The sequence below is a fragment of the Enterococcus sulfureus ATCC 49903 genome (assembly GCF_000407605.1).
GTDB classification, from domain to species: Bacteria; Bacillota; Bacilli; order Lactobacillales; family Enterococcaceae; genus Enterococcus_G; species Enterococcus_G sulfureus.
Window position 1 is genome coordinate 59,845 of record NZ_ASWO01000003.1, and the last position, 19,432, is coordinate 79,276.

Annotated in this window: 20 protein-coding genes; 14 read left to right on the top strand and 6 right to left on the bottom strand. The window is 35.8% G+C overall.

Translation table 11 applies throughout. The features are described 5' to 3' along the window. Positions 1-15: 15 nt before the first annotated feature. From I573_RS04060 to I573_RS04075, 4 genes are all read right to left on the bottom strand, one after another. Positions 16-1,287, bottom strand: coding sequence for a hypothetical protein (locus I573_RS04060; protein ID WP_016186213.1), 1,272 nt, complete (start codon positions 1,285-1,287; stop codon positions 16-18). Between the two features lie 14 nt (positions 1,288-1,301). Further along, positions 1,302-1,544 carry a hypothetical protein gene (locus I573_RS04065; RefSeq protein WP_016186212.1) on the bottom strand — a complete coding sequence of 81 codons (243 nt, stop codon included), beginning with the start codon at positions 1,542-1,544 and terminating at the stop codon, positions 1,302-1,304. Next, positions 1,528-2,286 (bottom strand): sugar phosphate isomerase/epimerase family protein, encoded by a 759-nt coding sequence (locus tag I573_RS04070; RefSeq protein WP_016186211.1) that lies wholly within the window; start codon positions 2,284-2,286, stop codon positions 1,528-1,530. Before I573_RS04070 ends, I573_RS04065 begins: the two co-directional genes overlap by 17 nt. Positions 2,287-2,458: 172 nt before the next feature. Then, positions 2,459-3,442: a LacI family DNA-binding transcriptional regulator gene (locus I573_RS04075; RefSeq protein WP_016186210.1), complete on the bottom strand. Its 984-nt coding sequence runs from the start codon at positions 3,440-3,442 to the stop codon at positions 2,459-2,461. A gap of 168 nt (positions 3,443-3,610) precedes the next feature. On the opposite strand from I573_RS04075, the gene I573_RS04080 reads away from it, so the two are divergent. Next, a complete protein-coding gene (locus tag I573_RS04080; RefSeq protein WP_016186209.1) occupies positions 3,611-3,940 on the top strand; it encodes a sigma-70 family RNA polymerase sigma factor in 330 nt (109 codons plus the stop codon). Between the two features lie 334 nt (positions 3,941-4,274). Next, complete coding sequence (locus I573_RS04085; RefSeq protein ID WP_035020532.1) at positions 4,275-4,520, top strand: Veg family protein; 246 nt, start codon at positions 4,275-4,277, stop codon at positions 4,518-4,520. Between the two features lie 204 nt (positions 4,521-4,724). On the opposite strand, the gene mscL is transcribed toward I573_RS04085, so the two are convergent. After that, the gene (mscL, locus tag I573_RS04090) at positions 4,725-5,177 is read right to left on the bottom strand and encodes a large conductance mechanosensitive channel protein MscL (protein WP_035020590.1); all 453 of its coding nucleotides are present in this window, start codon (positions 5,175-5,177) and stop codon (positions 4,725-4,727) included. Positions 5,178-5,329: 152 nt separating this feature from the next. Here mscL and yfmF point away from each other — a divergent pair, with 152 nt between their 5' ends. The 7 genes from yfmF (at position 5,330) to rny (ending at position 13,922) form a co-directional block, all read left to right on the top strand. Continuing rightward, positions 5,330-6,601 (top strand): EF-P 5-aminopentanol modification-associated protein YfmF, encoded by a 1,272-nt coding sequence (gene yfmF, locus I573_RS04095; protein WP_016186206.1) that lies wholly within the window; start codon positions 5,330-5,332, stop codon positions 6,599-6,601. Next, positions 6,588-7,904, top strand: coding sequence for an EF-P 5-aminopentanol modification-associated protein YfmH (gene yfmH / locus I573_RS04100; RefSeq protein ID WP_016186205.1), 1,317 nt, complete (start codon positions 6,588-6,590; stop codon positions 7,902-7,904). Before yfmF ends, yfmH begins: the two co-directional genes overlap by 14 nt. Positions 7,905-8,013: 109 nt before the next feature. Beyond that, a complete protein-coding gene (locus tag I573_RS04105; protein ID WP_016186204.1) occupies positions 8,014-8,913 on the top strand; it encodes a helix-turn-helix domain-containing protein in 900 nt (299 codons plus the stop codon). 19 nt (positions 8,914-8,932) lie between these two features. Beyond that, complete coding sequence (pgsA, locus tag I573_RS04110) at positions 8,933-9,511, top strand: CDP-diacylglycerol--glycerol-3-phosphate 3-phosphatidyltransferase (RefSeq protein WP_016186203.1); 579 nt, start codon at positions 8,933-8,935, stop codon at positions 9,509-9,511. Positions 9,512-9,662: 151 nt separating this feature from the next. Beyond that, positions 9,663-10,910 (top strand): competence/damage-inducible protein A, encoded by a 1,248-nt coding sequence (locus I573_RS04115; protein ID WP_016186202.1) that lies wholly within the window; start codon positions 9,663-9,665, stop codon positions 10,908-10,910. Between the two features lie 93 nt (positions 10,911-11,003). Next, positions 11,004-12,038, top strand: coding sequence for a recombinase RecA (gene recA, locus I573_RS04120; RefSeq protein WP_016186201.1), 1,035 nt, complete (start codon positions 11,004-11,006; stop codon positions 12,036-12,038). Positions 12,039-12,359: 321 nt separating this feature from the next. Further along, a complete protein-coding gene (gene rny, locus I573_RS04125) occupies positions 12,360-13,922 on the top strand; it encodes a ribonuclease Y (RefSeq protein ID WP_425387043.1) in 1,563 nt (520 codons plus the stop codon). A 35-nt stretch (positions 13,923-13,957) separates the two neighbouring features. Here the strand turns inward: rny and treR are convergent, their stop codons facing one another. Next, positions 13,958-14,671 carry a trehalose operon repressor gene (gene treR, locus I573_RS04130; RefSeq protein WP_016186199.1) on the bottom strand — a complete coding sequence of 238 codons (714 nt, stop codon included), beginning with the start codon at positions 14,669-14,671 and terminating at the stop codon, positions 13,958-13,960. Between the two features lie 273 nt (positions 14,672-14,944). On the opposite strand from treR, the gene ispE reads away from it, so the two are divergent. From ispE to purR, 5 genes are all read left to right on the top strand, one after another. Further along, a complete protein-coding gene (ispE, locus tag I573_RS04135; RefSeq protein ID WP_016186198.1) occupies positions 14,945-15,796 on the top strand; it encodes a 4-(cytidine 5'-diphospho)-2-C-methyl-D-erythritol kinase in 852 nt (283 codons plus the stop codon). Between the two features lie 200 nt (positions 15,797-15,996). Then, entirely contained in the window at positions 15,997-16,932 is a 936-nt protein-coding gene (locus I573_RS04140; protein WP_016186197.1) for a metal ABC transporter substrate-binding protein, read from the top strand. A gap of 18 nt (positions 16,933-16,950) precedes the next feature. Beyond that, on the top strand, positions 16,951-17,631 hold the full coding sequence (locus I573_RS04145) for a metal ABC transporter ATP-binding protein (RefSeq protein WP_016186196.1): 681 nt from the start codon (positions 16,951-16,953) through the stop codon (positions 17,629-17,631). Beyond that, on the top strand, positions 17,604-18,449 hold the full coding sequence (locus tag I573_RS04150; RefSeq protein ID WP_016186195.1) for a metal ABC transporter permease: 846 nt from the start codon (positions 17,604-17,606) through the stop codon (positions 18,447-18,449). Before I573_RS04145 ends, I573_RS04150 begins: the two co-directional genes overlap by 28 nt. 154 nt (positions 18,450-18,603) lie before the next feature. Beyond that, the gene (gene purR / locus I573_RS04155) at positions 18,604-19,428 is read left to right on the top strand and encodes a pur operon repressor (protein WP_016186194.1); all 825 of its coding nucleotides are present in this window, start codon (positions 18,604-18,606) and stop codon (positions 19,426-19,428) included. Positions 19,429-19,432: the final 4 nt, after the last annotated feature.

Consider the following 19,432-nt stretch of genomic DNA (forward strand, 5'->3'; position numbering starts at 1 on the left):
ATTCCCCTTTTCTACTTATAATAAGATGTAGGCTACAAATAAATTAATTACGGTTGCTCCCCAAGCCCAAGGAAGTCCAGTAAGTAAAAATGTTTTTGTATCTAGTTTGGCATATTGAACGGACCATAGATTCCAAGATTGAGTGATACATGCAGACACACCCATCATGGATGGAACAACTAGTAGTCCATATAAGAAGTATTGATTAAACAAACCAGTACTCACTAAAATTGCCGCGGTAGCAGCTCCAGCTCCATACAACATTAGTGGTCCTCTAAAGTAGGATAGTGGGGCAATGATAGCTACGATAACGATCAATAATAATTTGTTGTTTGGAATGATTTGTTGGAACAATTCGGTAAAACTAGAAGTTGCATGAATAGCTGCTGACTGAAACATAGTCAAAACAAATAGCATAATCAATAATCCAGCAATATCACTAATTGCTAATTTGGCTGTATCGTTCATCATCGTAACAAAACGAGTATAGCTTTTCATATTTCCAGTAGCTAAAAATGCAAGGAGTGTGGAAAATAATAAAGCTGGAATCGCATCCCATTTCGCAAAAATACTTAATGCTACAGGTAATATTGGTAAAATATAGGTCCAAATTGGAACATCTAATGTTGTATCCTTAAAATCACTTTCAACGATGATCGGTTTTCCATTACGAATTTTTTTTGCATTAAATAGAATAAATGCAATTAAAACGGCTAATTGAACAAACATTGCGACAAACCCAAATCGTTGATAGTGCGGGCCCCACGCAACTTCTGGGAAGAAAACTTGAAATTGGACAAACAATACATTATTTACATACATTGCTGCACCGATTGCAATTGTAAATACTGAAACAGCGATTGGTTTTGGAACACCGATGGAGAACATGATCGGAAATAAAATAACCCCAACTGCAATGGCAGATCCTACACCATAAGAGCTTGTAAAGATTAACACGACAACAATAGCAATTAAAATAGTAGCTAAAACTGGACGTTTTTTCCCCACTTTTTCGGTTCGTCTACTGATACTTCCTGCAATACCTGTATCAACAAGCACTCGTCCGAACCAAGAACCAAAAATAATATAAGCAGCAGTTTTGCCATAGTTGAGAACAGGATCTGTAAAAATTTCTTTAATGGCTGTTTGAAAAGGAACCATCCCAATGATCGCCCACAGTACAGCCATTGCGAAAAAGCCAACGGTCAAATTTCCGCCCTTCATTGCATAAATAACGAAGATGACGAATGTAATTGCAAGTAAAATACCAGTAATCGCACCACCCATGAGTTCGTGCCTCCTTAATAGTTGTTTAATTCACTTAAAATTCGTTGATAATTGGATTTATGTCGGGTATCTTCTTCACTAAAAAATTCATTTTCAATTTTATTAAAGTTCTGGATAAGATAGTACGCTGAGAGATAAGCAGCTAATGCTTCTTTAGCCGCTACTTCCATATCCTTTTTTTCGATTTCAGGTCGATGAATTGTCTTCATAAAATTATAAGCAAATATTTCGGGATCGATTTTAGTTTGTTTGTCCATAAGATAAAGCCTCCTGAATTTTTTCTTTTGCTTGTAAAATAGCGTTTGTCGAGCTAGTAGGATATTCAATGGCTACTGGAATACTTGGCAATAAATGAAGTACTGATTGCCAGTCGATAACACCCGAGTCTAAATCAATTGCTAGAGGTTGCTCATTTTGATAGGTTACATCTTTTAAGTGCAAGTAGGTAACGTACGGAGCTAATTTATCTAAAGCATCCATTTCATTTTCTCCTACGAAGCGAAAGTTCCCTAAATCTAATACATATCCAATTGGTAATGAAGTAGTATTTATTTGTTTCATAAAAGATTCAACTGCAGCAATTCTACCAGATTCTTGTGTCTGATCATTTTCGACTGTAATCTTAACCCCTTTTTTTAATAGCACTTTCAATTCGTTTTGCTGAAGTTCAGTATCAAAATCACCAATAGTCCATTTGATTTGTGTTACTCCTAAAAAAAGAGATTCATCTAAATACGTAGTTAATTTTGGGTTTAGTTTACCTTCGATATAAAGTTGATCAGGAACACTATAAAATAACGTTAGATCAAATTTATTTACAAGCTCTCTTATTTGCTGAAGTTCTGTGTCAACATTACGGAAATACTCACGACGAATTTCGATATGCGTAAATCCTAGGTCAATTGCTTTTTGTACCAGATCTACTTGAGAACTACCAGATTGAAAATCTGAATCGAATACGAGTAAATTTAAAAAAATAGGTCGCTGCGCTGTAGACATGAAAAATTCCTCCTTTAGGAAACCGGTTTCTATAAACAAATAGTAAACCGGTTTCCTGATCGTGTCAACGCTTTCATTTTAAAAAAACAAAAATAAAAAAGAAAAAAAGAAATGATCTATTCTCTTATGAGAAGATAATTCCTTTTTTCTTTTTTATTAAATAACTTATTTTTTATAGAGAATGTCGCCAACGAATGTTAGAAGGAACAATGACTTGTTGCATTTTTTCTTTTTCGTTTATTTCTTCAAGTAATAGTTGAGCAGCAGTTTTCCCCAGTTCATAGGAAGGTTGCTCGATACTAGTTATTCCTGGCCCGATTAATTCTGTGATATTCCAGTCATCAAATCCAGTAATTCCGATAGTAGTCGGAAGTGAAACGTTATTTTGAATCAGCCATTGGAGACACTGCATCAACATTCGTCCATTTGAAGCAAATAGAACTGTTTTTTTATTTAGTGGAAGTAATCCATTCAAATAAGAATCGACTTCAGATTGTCTAGTCAACTCTACTAAGGATAACGTTTGTTCTGACTGTTTGGTATATTCTTCAAAAACACGATAACGGCTCGCTCGAGTACGAACTTCATTTAATGGCTCACTAACTACAATAATATGTTCATAACCTTTACGTTCGATTTCTTCAGCAAGTGTATAGGTTGCGTCTTCATTATTTGTTAAAATACTAGACCATTGCTTTGGAATTGTATCACGATCAACTAAAAGTACGGGGAGAGATCGATCGACTAAAAATTGATATGTAGAAGTATAACTAGACGAAGGCTGTAAAATAATCGCATCAACATTTTGATCAAGTAACCGTTCTAGTAATACTTTTTCTTTAGATATCGAATTCGCTGCATCCATAATAATCATCTGATACCCTTTTTGTTCAAGAATTGTTCCGATTCCTTTTAGAAGTAATGATGAAAACATATTTGAGATATCAGCAACTACAACACCAATCAAGAAACTATGTTTTGACTTAAGCGACTGAGCTTGTTTATTCGGGCGATAGTTCAAATCTTGAATAACTTTTTCAATTCGATTCTTTGTTTGTTCAGACATATTGTTATAATTTTGATTTAAAAATCTAGAAATGGTTGTCTTAGAAACACCAGCTTCACGTGCAACATCATTAATCGTTATTTTCTTCATCGACTCACTCCTTTCTTTATTCTTACTTATTATACTCAAAGATGAGAGCGAGCACCAAATTTAGTAGAATAAATCGTCATAAAAATCTAAATTTTTGACTAGTTTTATGAGAAACAAGCAATCTTTCTTTTGCTATACTCTAAAAACTATACTAAGGGAGTGAATAATATGGCCAATTTAGAAACTTTGAATCAAGCAGAAAATGATCAACTTCTTCAACTGTTTCAACAATATTTTCCTATAGTCCGTGCTTTACAAAAAAAATATTACATTAAAGGATTTGATGAAGATGATTGGTCACAAGAGGGCTATATTTCACTATATAAAGCAAAAAATGCGTATAAACCGAATATGGGAGCTAGTTTTGGTTCTTTTTTTAAACGAACTTTTGAAAATAATATCAAAAGTCATTTAAGAAAACAAAATGCGTATAAGCGACAAATAGATTCTTTAAGTGTTTCGTGGGAAGATTACACTCAATATGCGACAAGCGAATAGACATCTTTATACCATATTCCTACTCGCGATGATTCATTAAACCGATTAGTAGCGATAGAAGCTATTAATGACTGCATCAATCAGTTACCATTTTTTAGCCAACAAATATTGATTAAAATTCTTGAAGGCAAGGAAGTACATGAAATAGCCAACGAATTATATGTTCCAGCGAAAACAATCAGATATCAAGTAAATAAAATAAAAATAAAAATAGAATTGTTTCTTTCTTAAGAAAATAAGGTGAAAAATAAATATTAGTTGAAAATAAATAAAATTTATGATAAATTTGAATATTTAGGACATCTGTGCTACACTGTTTAGTGAGGTGAAGATGATGCCAATGACTTTAGCAACAATCAAGCAAGATTTAGAAGGTAAGATCGGTTATGAATTGATGCTCGTTGCCCAAACAGGTAGAAAGCGTCACACAGAACGTCGCGGTGTGTTAACTGAAACATATCCTGCAGTATTTGTAGTAGATTTAGATCCCGAAGAAAATTCATTTGAACGAGTATCGTATAGTTATTCAGATATTTTAACAAAAACGGTCGAGATTGAATTTTTGGATCAAGTAGTGTAATCGTGAATTTTTGAGCAAAAAGAAAAATTCTTTTTGCTTTTTTTATTGCGTATCATTATCCGATGAAAAAAATAATAAAAAAATTATTAAAGGATAAATTAAGCTGACTTATCTTTTTTTATTTTATAGAGTATAGTTTCAGTGTTTACTGACTTGTTATACAAAAAAACGTTCGCATGAGAATCCTCTGCGAACGTTTTTTTATTAATCTTTATCGTATGGATGATTTGGATCATACAGTTGACCATTTTGTTGTGCCTTTAAAAGGTCACGGATTTCCGCTAAGTACTCTTCAGCAGTAGGTGCATCTTCAACAAGTTCTTCTTCTGCAGGTTTTCGCAATTCTTTTGCTCTATTTGCAGCACGTACAACTAGGAAAAGGACAAATCCTGTGATAATAAAGGTAACAATAGCACTAATGACATCTCCAAATTGAAATACTACACCATTTATACGTACATCTAATACCGTTAGTGAATCTTCTAAACTACCATTTTTTGTTCCTGGAATTAAAGAAACAATTAATCCGACTAATGGAGTGATAAGGCCATCTACGACTTGTTTAACAATTGCAGTAAACGCGCTCCCAATCACAACCCCAACTGCTAAATCTAGTACATTTCCTTTTACAATAAACTCTTTAAATTCACTTAACATTTTTTTCAATTGAGTTCCCCCTTTTATTTCATGAATAAAATTAGTATAACGAAAATTTAAGAATTAGGAAATCATTTAAATCCCTCTGAATTTTCTCGCTTTATTTGTTATGTTATACTGAAGAGCAAGAAAAATAGAAAAGAGGCAAGCGAATGGAACTTATACAAGCAGGAATTACACTACAGGTTATTCCCACTAAAAAATATAAAACAACACGTTTATTTATTCGCTTTACAGGGCGTCATACAGCCGATGAAGCAACAAAACGTACCTTGTTGACTAGTTTATTAGAAACAAATAGCAAGCTTTATCCTACGCAAACGGCACTAAGCAAGAAACTAGCTGAACTATACGGGGCAAGTTTTGGGATCAATGTGGCGAAAAAAGGGAATTTGCATCAAGTCAATGTGGGAATGACTATTGTAAATGGAAAATATATCGCGGACGAATCCTTACTTACACAAGGAATTGATTTTTTAGAAACGATTTTATTTGAGCCGAATACTACACAAGATGCTTTTGATGAAGAGACATTCGTACTTGAAAAAGAAAATTTGCTGGCTTATCTAGAGAGCATTTCAGAAGACAAACAAACGTATGCTTCGCTTAAGTTACAGGAATTGTATTTTAACGCAAATGAAGATCAAAAAGTTCCTAGTTTTGGTGATGCAAAACGCCTAGCTAAACTAACAGCAAAAGACTTGTATCAAACACATAAACAAATGCTACAACAGGATCAAATTGATATATTTGTTGTAGGAGATGTGGATGTTGAAACTGTTCGTCAACGCTTCACACAGTGGAAATTCTCAGATACGCCAAGAGTACATCCTGAATTATATGTAGACGTAGCCCAAAACAATATTGTAAAAGAAGAGATATTACGTGAGCCGGTGACACAAGCCAAACTGAATCTAGCTTATCGCTCTGGTATTTATTATGAGTCTTCAAAACGTATGGCACTTACTGTATTCAATGGATTATTTGGTGGGTTCCCTCATTCTAAATTATTTACTAACGTTCGAGAAAAAGCGAGCTTAGCCTATTACGCATCAAGTAGTATCGATACATTTCGTGGGATGGTCACAGTACAAACAGGAATCGATAGTCAAAATCGTGAACGTGTAATGAAGTTGATTCATGAACAACTCTTATCGATTCAACAAGGAAATATCAGTGAAAAAGAATTAAATCAGACAAAAGAGATGTTGAAAAATCAGTTTTTACTCTCTCAAGATTATGTCCAAACATTGATCGAACAACAATTTTTAACAAATTGGCTCCCTCATATGAAACGGACTGAAGAACAAATGATCCATGAAATTATGGCAGTTACTAAACAAGAGGTGCAACAAGTTGCTAAAGATTTAGTGTTACAGGCAGTATTTTGCTTAGAAGGAGAAAGTCGCAATGGAGAAAATTGAATACAAGCAAATCAATGAAACGTTATATAAAGAAATTTTAGACAATGGATTAAAAATATTTCTACTGCCAAAACCAGGTTTTCATAAGACGTATGGCTTGTTTAGTACAAACTATGGTTCAATCGACAATACATTTGGTCATACGGATGAGACGATCCAACATGTTCCAGATGGGATTGCGCATTTCTTGGAACATAAATTATTTGAAAAAGAAGATGGTGATGTCTTTCACGTTTTTGGAGAACAGGGAGCTTCCGCGAATGCGTTTACCAGTTTCACGCGTACTAGCTATCTTTTTTCTGCTAGCAATCGTGTCAAAGAAAATCTAACGACACTATTAGATTTTGTACAAGAGCCTTACTTTACAAAAGAAACAGTAGAAAAAGAAAAAGGGATTATCGGACAAGAAATTCAAATGTATGAAGACGATGCGAATTGGCGTCAATTTTTTGGTATTATTGGTAATCTGTTCCCAAATCATCCTGTTCATATCGATATCGCTGGAACTGTTGCGAGCATTGCAGAAATTACTGCAGAAGATCTTTATCTTTGTTACAACACGTTTTATCATCCAAGTAATATGACATTATTCGTTGTAGGAGATTTTGAACCGAATGAACTGTTGGATATGATTGAACAAAATCAAGCGAAGAAATCGTTTGAGCCGATTCGACCAATCGTTCGGGAACTTCCGAATGAAACATATGAAGATATTACTCCCTATGCGCAACTAGAAATGCCTGTTACACGCACTAAATCAGTCGTCGGGATTAAAGGATTACTCCATCATTTACCTGAAGAAGAAATGGAAAAAGTCAAATTTAGATTATCTCTTCAATTGTTATTTCAATTATTATTAGGAAATACTTCTGATAATTATTTGGAGCTGTATCAAAAAGGGATCATCGATGATACATTTGGTTTTGAATTGACGATTGATCGTGGATTTTACTTTGCAGACTTTTCAAGTGATACAGATCAGGCTGATGAATTTGAGCATGCAATAAAACAAATTTTATTAACGTTTGATACTAGTGAAGCGATTAATGAAGAATCATTAGCTTTATTGAAGAAAAAAATGCTAGGTAAGTTCTTTCAATCATTAAATTCATTAGAATTTATTGCCAACCAATTTACTCAGGATCTGTATGATACTGTTACTTTATTTGATATTCCTGAAGTCATTCAAAGTGTTGAATTGGCAGACGTTTTAAAAGCAGGCCATTCCTTTATTCAAGAAGAAGCCTTTAGTCGATTCGATGTCATTCCACAGTTAAATAAAGGAAATGAAGATAGCCTTTAAAAAATTTGTAAACTCTAGTTTTTATTCCCAAGATAGAATTGATTTGTGGTATCTTTAATAGGGAAACAATCAGAAAAAATCGTATATGTAGACTGGAGTAGATGAACGAGTGAGCAATGAGATTTTGATTGGTGAACAATTGCGGGCAGCCCGTTTAAATAAAAACTTAACAATCGATGGGTTACAGCAAAAAACAAAGATTCAAAAAAGATATCTTGAAGCATTAGAAGAAGGAAATTTTGCAGCACTACCGGGTGAGTTCTATATTCGCTCATTCATTAAACAATATGCCGCTGCTGTAGATTTAGATGGAGAACATTTTGTCCACTTATACGAAGGACAATTGCCTCCAGAAACGGTAATGCCAGAACGAGAACAACCGACAACTGTTCAAGGGTCTCGTAAGGCACAGCATGTTGCAGAGCGTCAAAAAAAGACGTGGATGGATTTTTTACCTATGATTTTGTTGGGATTGGTCGCAATGACCGTACTTTCTGTTGTATTTTATATGACATGGTCTGATCGTAAAGCAAATCCAGCAATTACCCCTACAAGTTCTTCAGTAGCGGTAGATAATCAGGTCTCTTCTGTTTCGAGTGAAACCAAAGAAAGTACCAAAGAGAGCACAAAAGAAAGTACCAAAGAGAGTACCAAAGAAAGTACTAAAAAAGAAACAAATACTATGAAAATCGAGCGAGTAACTTCAACTCAAGCTCAAGCTACTATGAATATTACACAAGCTAAAGCACCACTTACGTTGACATTTAAAGGAAAGGGCGGTCGTTGCTGGGTTGGCGTCATGATCAATAATGATTATGCATATCAGTATACGTTTGAAGATGGTGTGACACAAAGCTTTGCCTTACCTGAGGGAACAACGAATGCAACGTTGATTTTAGGTGCTAGCGAATATATTGATGTTCAGGCTAATAAAAAAGCCATTGAATTCAATGATCCTAAATTTGAAGCATTGCAAAAAAATGTTGTTTTAAATATCTCTTATTCATAAGTAAAGAAGGAGAAAATCTGTGAATTTACCAAATAAATTAACCGTATTACGAATTTTTATGATTCCTATTTTTATTATAGTACTTGCTGTTCCATTTGATTGGGGAACCTTAGCTGCACAATCTATTCAATTGCCCGTTACACATTTAGTTGCGGCGATTTTATTTGCGATTGCAAGTATAACGGATTGGCTAGATGGGTACATTGCTCGTGCTAAAAACCTTGTGACAAATTTTGGGAAGTTTGCCGATCCTTTGGCCGATAAAATGCTAGTCATGACAGCCTTTATCATGTTAGTGGCACTTGGAAAAGCACCAGCTTGGGTCGTCGCAATTATCGTATGTCGTGAATTAGCAGTAACTGGTCTGCGCCTTTTACTAGTAGAAGGCGGCGAGGTCATGGCGGCGGCTTGGCCAGGAAAAGTAAAAACAGCAACGCAGATGGTTGCAATTATTTTATTATTGATCAATAACTGGCCATTTGCCTATATGGGGATCCCAGTAGATCAAATTATGCTATATGCTTGTTTAATTTTTACGATCTATTCAGGTGTCGATTATTTTATGAAAAATACAGCGGTATTCAAAGGATCTATGTAAAAAATAGACTATGCTGTTCATTTATCTGACAGAGCATTTCAAATAAGAAAGTATTCTATTTGAGCTATAATGTAGTCAGGAAGATGAGCGCATAGTCTATTTTAGTGTCGATTTTATAAAAAATGCGTATATAAAAGATAGGGGAGTTAAAATGAAAGCAGAAATCATCGCGGTAGGGACAGAATTATTATTGGGACAGATTGTGAATACGAATGCTACATTTTTAGCTGAAGAATTTGCAAATGTAGGAATTGATATGTATTACCAAAGTGTGGTGGGAGACAATGAAGCACGTTTAGAAGAGTTGCTCTCATTAGCAGAAAGTCGTAGCGATCTAGTGATATTATGTGGTGGTTTAGGTCCGACAAAAGATGATTTAACGAAACAAGTTGTTGCAAAACATGTAGGGAAATCATTAGTACAAGATCCAAAAGGTTATCAAAAGTTAGTTGATTTTTTTGCGAAGAGAAATCAAGAAATGACAGAAAATAATTTGCTACAGGCATTGATCATTGAAGGGGCAGTTCCTTTAGAAAATGAGACGGGCTTAGCTGTGGGTATGTTATATGTTGATGAGGAAACTCAAACAAACTATCTACTATTTCCAGGTCCACCAAACGAGTTGAAGCCTATGGTCTATCATCATGCACTACCACTTATTGCAAAACAGTTTCTACAAAAAGATCATTTGATTTCTCGTGTATTGCGTTTTTATGGTATCGGAGAATCACGTTTAGTAACGGAACTTGCAGATTTGATTGAAAATCAAACCAATCCTACAGTAGCCCCTTATGCAAAACCAAATGAAGTGACATTGCGTTTGACGGTAAAAACAGATTCTAAAGAATGGGGAAATACACAGTTAGATCAATTAGAACAGAAGATTTTAGATCAAGTAGGCGACTACTTCTATGGCTACGGTGACCAAAATTCGTTAGCAAAAGTAGTTGTAGAGCAGTTAAAACATACGCAGCAAACGATAGCTGTCGCAGAGAGTCTAACTTCAGGCTTAGTTCAAGCGACTTTTGGAGAAATTCCAGGTGTTTCTGAAATCTTTAAAGGTGGTGTCGTTGTCTACGATGCAAAAATGAAACAAGATTTATTGGATATTCCTAAAGAATTGCTAGAAAAAGAAGGTACTGTATCAGAAATTTGTGCTCGTGAAATGGCACGAAACATTCGTATACGTTCTAATTCAGACTATGGATTATCTCTGACCGGAGTTGCAGGACCAGATAAACTTGAAGGAAAAGAAGTGGGGACAGTATATATTGGACTTTCAACTCCATCTAGAACGCTCGTCCAAGAATTTTACTTTCCTAGAGATCGCCAATCTATTCGTCAAAATGCCGTCATGGCAGCTTTTGATTTGGTTCGAAAAGAATTGTTAAGAAAGTAGAAATAGGCGAATATTTGTTCGCTTTTTCTTGCTTTTTACTAATATAAAGGCTATCATATTATATAGAAGTGAACGGAAAAGGAGGATTGTCTAGTGGCAGATGATCGTAAAGCAGCCTTAGATGCTGCGTTGAAAAAAATTGAGAAAAATTTCGGTAAAGGTGCCGTTATGAAGCTTGGTGAAAAAGTTGATCAACAAATTTCAACTATCCCGAGTGGCTCGTTAGCCTTAGATGTTGCGTTAGGTGTAGGTGGTTACCCAAGAGGCCGTATAATTGAAGTATATGGACCAGAAAGTTCTGGTAAAACAACAGTTGCATTACATGCTATAGCTGAAGTTCAAAAAAATGGTGGAACAGCAGCTTTTATTGATGCGGAACATGCTTTAGATCCTAAATATGCTTCTAATCTTGGTGTAAATATTGATGATTTACTTTTATCACAACCAGATACAGGAGAACAAGGACTTGAGATTGCGGATGCTTTAGTTTCAAGTGGTGCTGTAGATATGGTTGTTGTCGATTCTGTTGCAGCATTAGTTCCACGTGCTGAAATCGACGGTGAAATGGGTGCTTCACACGTGGGGTTACAAGCACGTTTGATGTCTCAAGCTCTACGTAAACTTTCAGGATCAATCAATAAAACAAAAACAATTGCAATTTTTATCAATCAAATCCGTGAAAAAGTGGGCGTGATGTTTGGAAATCCAGAGACGACTCCTGGAGGACGTGCATTGAAGTTTTATGCTACGATTCGTTTAGAAGTTCGTCGTGCAGAGCAATTGAAATCTGGTACAGATATCATCGGAAACCGTACCAAAATAAAAATTGTCAAAAATAAAGTTGCACCACCTTTCCGTATTGCCGAAGTCGATATTATGTATGGAGAAGGAATTTCTCAAGTTGGAGAATTGCTTGATATGGCTGCAGAAATGGATATTATCGATAAGAGTGGAGCTTGGTATTCATATAAAGGCGATCGTATTGGACAAGGCCGTGAGAATGTCAAGCAGTATATGAAAGAACATCCAGAGATGGTAGAAGAAGTATCTGCCCGTGTACGTGATGCTTATGGTATTGGTACAGGTGAAACAATAGTAGAAGAGACAGTTGAAGAAACTGTAGAATAAATATTATAAAGTTGTCTCGATCAAATTTGATCGGGCTTCTTTTTTTATACCAAAAATAGTTTAAGTTTAGAGAATAAAAAAGAATTAGTGGACGATAAAATAGGAAACAATGTTTTTTTAGAAATCGCTTTATTATTTTAAATGATAAACAAGGGTTTCCTCCTTTTTAAGTTGACACTCTTTCCGTAAGCCTTTAGAATGAAATTGTGTGACAAGCACATATGCAAGTAGGCATATTGATAAGATAAATCAAAAATAGTTTATCAAAAAACTACAAACATAGTAAAAAATAAGATAGTTGGAGGTGATTCGATGAGCACAATGCTGATACTTCTCCTCGCTATCCTCAGTTTATTTGTCGGTCTTGGTTTAGGGTTACTAGCGATGGTGAAGTCTAATGCGCGTCGACAAAAAGAATTAGACGATGCACAACAGTCGGCATCCGCTATTCTTGCACAAGCAAGAAAAGAAGCAGATACCTTGAAAAAAGAAATGTTACTAGAAGCAAAAGAAGAGAATCAACAGCACCGATCAGAGATTGAAAGAGAGTTGAAAGAAAGCAAACTTGAATTAAAATCACAAGAAAATCGCTTACTACAAAGAGAACAACTTCTTGATCGAAAAGACGATTCTTTAGAAAAACGAGAGCATTCATTAGAGGCGAAAGAGCAACGAGTGAGTGAGCGACAATCTCAAATTGATGAGCGAGAACAGAAGGTTGAAGAATTAATTGCCACTCAGCAAACAGAGTTAGAACGTATTGCTGGATTAACAAAAGAAGCGGCAAAAGATGTCATCATGAAATCAACTGAAGAAGAGTTGACACATGAATTAACTATAATGGTCAAAGAATCAGAACAACGAGCAAAAGAAGAAGCAGATCGTAAAGCGAAGAACTTACTTTCATTAGCATTGCAACGCTGTGCAGCAGATCAAGTATCTGAAACAACGGTGTCGGTAGTCACATTACCAAATGATGAAATGAAAGGTCGGATCATTGGTCGTGAAGGACGTAATATTCGTACCTTAGAAACACTGACTGGAATCGATTTGATTATTGATGATACACCAGAAGCGGTCGTTTTATCAGGATTTGATCCAATTCGTCGTGAGATCGCTAGAATGACCTTGGAAAAACTAATTCAAGATGGTCGTATCCATCCAGCTCGTATCGAAGAAATGGTTGAAAAATCACGAAAAGAAATGGACGAACGGATTCGTGAATACGGTGAACAAGCCGCATTTGAAGTAGGTGCGCATACTTTACATCCTGATTTAATTAAAATCATGGGTCGCTTACGCTTTAGAACAAGTTATGGTCAAAATGTTTTAAACCATTCGATCGAGGTAGCTCGTTTAGCTGGTGTTTTAGCCGCTGAGATTGGTGAAGATGTTCAATTAGCGAAGCGTGCTGGTTTCTTACATGATATTGGGAAAGCACTTGATCATGAAGTTGAAGGCTCCCATGTGGAAATTGGAGCAGAATTAGCTGCGAAGTATAAAGAAAACCCTGTAGTTATCAATGCAATTGCATCGCATCATGGCGATACAGAAGCGACTTCAGTAATTTCAGTTTTGGTTGCAGCAGCCGATGCACTATCCGCTGCACGACCAGGTGCACGTAGTGAATCATTAGAAAACTATATCCGTCGTTTAGAAAATCTTGAAAATATTTCAAATGGATTTGCCGGTGTTGCCTCAAGTTTTGCGGTACAAGCAGGGCGTGAAGTACGTGTTATGGTGAAACCAGAAGAAATTTCTGATTTAGAAGCGGTTCGTTTAGTTCGAGATATCCGTAAAAAAATTGAAGATGACTTGGATTATCCAGGTCATATCAAAATTACCGTTATTCGTGAGACACGAGCAACAGATTACGCTAAATAAAAAAAGTGTGAGAAGAACATTCTTCTCGCACTTTTTTATTTTTTACGATAGACATAATTGATAAATTTAAAACGATCTAGTCGATGGATTGACTCAGTATATTCAAAACAGCGAGAGTCATCTAGATAGACTGAACTACGAATCGTGATCACATTTTGATCTTCTGGATGAAGACTCATTAAGGAGCGGAATTCTTTGCTTACAGGATCTACTGTAATTTCACGGCGTGCAAATGCAATGGATAAATTTAAATCATTTTCAAAATAATCATAAATCGATCCTTCAGCATGCTCAGGTGAAATTTCTGGAATAATACTTTGAAGTAAGTAATCTTTATCTAAAATCACGACTTCTTTATTGATTCGCCGTTGTCGGACTAATTTCCAAACTGGAGCATCAATAGGCCAATTAGTCGCTTCGTGGATACGTTTTGATACTTTTGTCAGCGAAATTTCTACCACACTCGTTTCACTCGGAATACTTTGTGCGTCTTGCAACTCTTTGTAACTCGCCAATCCTGAAATTGGAAAGTCCATTCGATTTGTATCTAGTACAATCGATCCCTTACCTTGTTTTTTTTGGATGTATCCAGCATTTAACAAAAGCTGTAATGCTTTACGAACGGTCTCGCGGGAAACTCCATAAATAGTGATCAATTGATTCTCGCTAGGCAGTAGTGTATGTGCGGGATATTCATTAGCTAATATTTTTTGTTCTAAATCTAAAAAAATTTCCTTGAACTTATTCACGTAAAGTCTCCTTTTTTATTTAGTTGATTAATGAACCAATATAGAATGGTATCGAAAAAATATGTATAGTGGATAGTTGATTGACTACTTATATTGATTTTAGGCTAAGTTTTTATACTTGTCTAGACATGTATAAAGATTATAACAAAAAATGGGAAGGGTTTCAAAAAATAAGAATATACTAGTTTGAAGAAGAAATGCACCTTAAATTGAGATAGTTTTCAAAAAATCTGATATGATAGAAAAAATAGAAACTATGATAAGGTGAGGAATATGGAGATTTTCGAAAAAGCACCAGCGAAGATTAATCTCGGATTAGATGTATTATATAAGCGAACGGATGGATACCACGAATTAGAAATGGTAATGGCAAGCGTAGATTTGGCAGATCGATTAACTTTTGAACTACTTTTAGAAGATAAGATTATCTTAGAAACTAATAAGGCTTTTTTACCACTAGATAAACGAAATAATGTTTATCAAGCAGCTGAAAAAATCAAACAACGTTATGGGATTACCAAAGGGGTAAAAATCACTGTAGAAAAATCGATTCCTGTTTCAGCTGGCCTTGGTGGAGGAAGTTCTGATTGCGCAGCTACATTACGTGGCTTAAATCGATTATTCGAGTTGAACCTTTCAATGGAAGAAATGATTCAAATCGGTGTTGAAATTGGAACAGATGTCCCTTTTTGTTTACATGGCTCCACGGCGCATATTTTAGGAAAAGGTGAAATTGTACAAACGCTGCCACCAATGCCTGCCAGTTGGGTAGTGTTGGTAAAACCTAAAATTAGTGTGTCTACACGTAAAATTTTTCAACAAGTAGAAGTAGATCAACTGCATCATCCAGATATGCCACGTCTTAAAGAAGCTATCTGTCAACACGATTATGCTGAAATGATTGCGTCTATGGGAAATAGTTTGGAAAGTACAACCATTCCGCGCTACCCTGTGGTACAACAAATCAAAGATCGAATGATGAAATATGGTGCAGATATTGCACTGATGAGTGGAAGTGGTCCGACTGTATTTGCCTTATGCCAAAAACAATCGCGAGCACAACGTATCGTAAATGGACTCAAAGGTTTTTGTGATGAAGTCTATCTAGTACGAACATTACATTGATCAAAAAAACTATCCTGATATATCAGGATAGTTTTTTTGATATGTATGATAATTCCGATGTCTTACGATTTAAAGCAAAAATAACGTGATAAATCGGAAATTATAGCGTAATCATTGACGAAAATGAATTCCTCTGATAAATTATTCTTTGCATTAAATCGTAAAAATTCCGATTTATAAAATAAAAGTGAGGAAATCAAATGACATATAAGAAATTAATTCCGTTTATTATTGTAGGATTAGGCTTAGTTTTAACTGGATGTGGTCAATCTAACTCTAGTAATAAAAAAGAATCCACAACAGATAAGATTCAAGCAATCGCGACTTTTTATCCGATGTATGAATTTACTAAAGAAGTACTAGGAGATGAAGGTGAAGTCAGCTTGTTAATCCCTGCTGGTACTGAACCACATGATTATGAACCTAGTGCAAAAGATATGGCGAAAATAGCAAAATCCGATGTCTTTGTTTATAACAGCCAAGAGTTGGAAAGTTGGGTAACTAGCGCCCAAAAAAATCTCGATCCGAAACATACTTTAGTTATCGAAGCAGCATCAACGATTGCTTTAGAGGAATCTGGTGATCATGAGACAGAAGAGGATGGACATAATCATTCTGAAGATCCTCATGTTTGGACGGATCCTGTGCTTGCAGTAAAAGAAGTACAAGAAATCGAAACGCGTTTAGCTGCGCAGTATCCTGCTAAAAAAGCAATTTTTGAAAAAAACGCGGATGCCTATATTAAAGAATTAGAACAGTTAAATACTAAGTATCAAGAAGCATTCAAAGGCGCAACTCATCGTACCTTTGTTACACAACATGCTGCGTTTAGCTATTTAGCACACCAGTATGATTTAACACAAGAATCAATTACCGGGATTTCTGCTGAACAGGAACCTTCACCAAGTCGATTAGCTGAATTAAAAACTTATGTTAAAGAACATGATGTACGTGTGATTTATTTTGAAGAAAATGCTTCTTCTAAAGTTGCAGAGACTCTGTCGAATGAAACAGGAGTTGAATTAGCAGTGTTGAATCCTTTGGAAAGCCTGACGAAAAAACAAATGGATGCTGGTGAAACCTATATTAGTATTATGGAACAGAATTTGGAAGCTTTGAAAAAAAGCATTTATTAAGGATAAGGAGAGTGTGATATGCGTTATATTGACGTGCAAAACTTAACCTTTTATTATGACGATGAACCAGTTCTTTCTGATATCAGCTATCATGTAGACAGTGGAGAATTTGTAATTTTAACAGGAGAAAATGGAGCAGCAAAATCAACTTTAGTCCGTTCTACGCTTGGTTTATTAAAACCCGCGCAAGGGAAAGTAACGATTGCTAAAGAAAATGTTGCAGGAAATAAACTGAGCATCGGCTACATCCCCCAGCAGATTGCTTCTTATAATGTTGGGTTTCCAAGTACGGTTTTGGAACTCGTTCAATCTGGACGTTACCCAAGAGGACGCTGGTTCAAGCGCTTGACTAAACGAGATCACCAACATGTGCAAAAAGCTTTAGAATCAGTAGGGATGTGGGAGATGCGCCATAAACGTGTGGGTGCGTTATCTGGTGGTCAGAAACAACGAATTAGTTTAGCTAGAATGTTCGCAACAGATCCTGACTTATTTGTCTTAGATGAGCCGACTACCGGAATGGATGATCAATCCAGACAAGAGTTTTATCGATTATTGCGTCACAGTGCGCATCAACATCAAAAATCAATTTTAATGATTACACATGATCACGAGGATATTCAAGCCTACGCTGATCGTCACATCCATTTAGTTCGAAAGGAGGGAACTCCATGGCGTTGCTTTCACTTGAATTCATGAGAAAAGCCTTCTTAGCAGCGATTTTTATTGCCGGGATTGCCCCTATGCTAGGTGTGTTTTTAGTCTTGCGTCGACAATCTTTGATGGCCGATACCTTATCACATGTTTCGTTAGCAGGTGTGGCCTTAGGGTTTGTTTTAAATCTGAATCCAACATTTACTACGTTGATTGTAGTCGTTGTTGCAGCAATTCTTTTAGAATATTTACGTACGATTTATCGTACATATTCTGAAATCTCGATTGCTATTTTGATGGCAGGTGGTCTAGCATTGGCGCTAGTTTTGATGAATCTAAACGGTGGGAATTCCGCAGTTAGCGTTCAATCCTATCTATTTGGTTCGATTGTGACCATTACAACTTCACAATTGTATTTTTTAGGTGGATTATGTGCGCTATTGATTCTCATGTTTTTATTCTTTAGACGTCCGATGTATGTCCTGACGTTTGATGAAGATACAGCAGAAGTCGATGGCTTACCTGTGCGTTTGATGTCGATGTGTTTTAATATTTTAACCGGTATTGCGATTGCAGTGATGATTCCAATCGCAGGTGCCTTGTTGATCTCAGCGATCATGGTATTACCTGCTGCAATCAGTATGAAGATTGGAAAAAGTTTTTCTGCGGTATTATTGATCAGCGTGGGAGTAGGATTGATAGGTATGTTGAGTGGTTTAACCGGCTCGTTTTATTTGGATACCCCACCAGGCGCAACGATCACGCTAGTCTTTATTGGATTATTTTTAGTAGTACAAGTCATTCGCAGTCTTATTGTGAGAATCCAGATTCAAAAGCAACGAAACTTTCATGAAAAATCATAGGTTTATGAGCGAGAAACGAAAATTTCTCGCTATTTTTTTATCTTTATTTCATTATTTACGAACGTTTTTTTGATATTATTAGAAAATACTCGTAAAAATTAGTAAAAGACTATATAATGAGGAAAAATAGAAAATAAAAAGGGGCAAAAAACAAATGAAAGTGCGTCGAAGTGAGCGATTGATCGATATGACTCATTATTTATTGGATCATCCACATGAATTAATCTCATTAACATTTTTCGCAAAACGGTACGACTCAGCCAAATCTTCTATCAGTGAAGATTTAGCCATCGTGAAAAAAACATTTAACCAAAGAGGAACTGGAATTTTAGAGACCATTCCTGGTGCAGCTGGCGGCGTAAAATTTATTCCAACGATTACGTCAGAAGAAACAAAAGGTTACCTGCAAGAACTAGCCAATCGCCTATCGGACCAAACGCGTTTACTTCCAGGAGGATATGTCTATCTATCTGACCTATTAGGAGAACCAGAATTATTACGTCAGGTCGGACGTATTATTGCATCAAAATATTTAGGACAAGAAATCGATGCCGTGATGACAGTTGCCACTAAAGGTGTGCCGATTGCTCAAGCCGTATCGTATTATTTAAATGTGCCTTTTGTTATCGTACGTCGTGATTCAAAAATCACAGAAGGTTCCACTGTCAGTGTCAATTATGTGTCAGGTTCTTCTGAACGTATTGAAAAAATGGAATTGTCAAAACGCAGCTTAAAACGTGGATCACGTGTATTAGTCGTAGATGACTTCATGAAAGGCGGCGGCACAATCAATGGTATGCAAGGCTTGATCGAAGAATTTGAAGCAGAATTAGTCGGGGTTACCGTTTTTGCCGAAGCGAATTTTAAAGGAAAACGAGCAGTTACAGATTATACATCATTACTATACGTAGAAGATGTCGACACACAAACTAAATCGATTTCTGTTGTACCAGGAAACTATTTCAATGAACTAGATTAAAATC

What these genes read in the sequence shown, in the direction of transcription:
- purR (WP_016186194.1), top strand. Translation starts at nt 18,604, where the DNA reads ATGAAAGTGCGTCGAAGTGAGCGATTGATCGATATGACTCATTATTTA.
- yfmF (WP_016186206.1), top strand. Translation starts at nt 5,330, where the DNA reads ATGGAACTTATACAAGCAGGAATTACACTACAGGTTATTCCCACTAAA.
- I573_RS04075 (WP_016186210.1), bottom strand. Translation starts at nt 3,442, where the DNA reads ATGAAGAAAATAACGATTAATGATGTTGCACGTGAAGCTGGTGTTTCT.
- mscL (WP_035020590.1), bottom strand. Translation starts at nt 5,177, where the DNA reads ATGTTAAGTGAATTTAAAGAGTTTATTGTAAAAGGAAATGTACTAGAT.
- I573_RS04065 (WP_016186212.1), bottom strand. Translation starts at nt 1,544, where the DNA reads ATGGACAAACAAACTAAAATCGATCCCGAAATATTTGCTTATAATTTT.
- yfmH (WP_016186205.1), top strand. Translation starts at nt 6,588, where the DNA reads ATGGAGAAAATTGAATACAAGCAAATCAATGAAACGTTATATAAAGAA.
- I573_RS04070 (WP_016186211.1), bottom strand. Translation starts at nt 2,286, where the DNA reads ATGTCTACAGCGCAGCGACCTATTTTTTTAAATTTACTCGTATTCGAT.
- I573_RS04150 (WP_016186195.1), top strand. Translation starts at nt 17,604, where the DNA reads ATGGCGTTGCTTTCACTTGAATTCATGAGAAAAGCCTTCTTAGCAGCG.
- I573_RS04085 (WP_035020532.1), top strand. Translation starts at nt 4,275, where the DNA reads ATGCCAATGACTTTAGCAACAATCAAGCAAGATTTAGAAGGTAAGATC.
- I573_RS04115 (WP_016186202.1), top strand. Translation starts at nt 9,663, where the DNA reads ATGAAAGCAGAAATCATCGCGGTAGGGACAGAATTATTATTGGGACAG.
- ispE (WP_016186198.1), top strand. Translation starts at nt 14,945, where the DNA reads ATGGAGATTTTCGAAAAAGCACCAGCGAAGATTAATCTCGGATTAGAT.
- rny (WP_425387043.1), top strand. Translation starts at nt 12,360, where the DNA reads ATGCTGATACTTCTCCTCGCTATCCTCAGTTTATTTGTCGGTCTTGGT.
- I573_RS04060 (WP_016186213.1), bottom strand. Translation starts at nt 1,287, where the DNA reads ATGGGTGGTGCGATTACTGGTATTTTACTTGCAATTACATTCGTCATC.
- I573_RS04140 (WP_016186197.1), top strand. Translation starts at nt 15,997, where the DNA reads ATGACATATAAGAAATTAATTCCGTTTATTATTGTAGGATTAGGCTTA.
- I573_RS04145 (WP_016186196.1), top strand. Translation starts at nt 16,951, where the DNA reads ATGCGTTATATTGACGTGCAAAACTTAACCTTTTATTATGACGATGAA.
- I573_RS04080 (WP_016186209.1), top strand. Translation starts at nt 3,611, where the DNA reads ATGGCCAATTTAGAAACTTTGAATCAAGCAGAAAATGATCAACTTCTT.